Raw genomic sequence first — 710 nt, forward strand, 5'->3', positions numbered from 1 at the left:
GCCGTAAAAGACATTTTTGAGGATACTCGAGCGATTGCTGAACCATCCGGGGCGCTTGCGCTTGCTGGCTTGAAGAAGTTTGTTGAGCAAAACCAACTGGAAAACAAAAACCTTGCCACGGTGCTGTCTGGCGCAAATACCAACTTCCATGGTTTACGTTATGTTTCAGAGCGTTGTGAATTAGGTGAGAAGCGTGAAGGTCTATTGGCCGTGACAATTCCAGAACGCCAAGGCGCTTTCTTTGAATTCTGTAATCTGATTGGCGGCCGCGCTGTCACCGAGTTTAACTACCGTTACAACGATGATGAACTGGCGAATATCTTTGTTGGTGTACGCCTGCAAGGCGGTCAGGAAGAGCTGGATAACATCATTCGCGACCTACGCGAAGGTGGCTACCCAGTCGTTGATTTGTCCGACGATGAAATGGCCAAACTGCACATTCGTTACATGATCGGTGGCAAGCCCTCGAAACAGCTGAAAGAGCGTCTCTATAGCTTTGAATTTCCTGAGTATCCAGGCGCACTATTGAAGTTCTTAAGCACGCTTGGCACCCATTGGAACATCAGCCTATTCAACTACCGTAACCACGGCGCCGACTACGGACGCGTTCTATGTGGTTTCGAGTTAGATGAAAGCGATTTAGCCCAATTTTCAGCGCATTTACGAGAACTTGGCTACCAATGTAAGGATGAAACTGATAATCCATCCTA

The 710-nt window shown here is 47.9% G+C and carries 1 pseudogene; it reads left to right on the forward strand.

Annotated features, from left to right (window positions below):
- Window positions 1–710 (forward strand): annotated as a pseudogene (locus R7Z77_RS25575) (threonine ammonia-lyase, biosynthetic); the annotation flags it as partial.

The sequence above is a fragment of the Vibrio sp. 1401 genome, assembly GCF_033340295.1.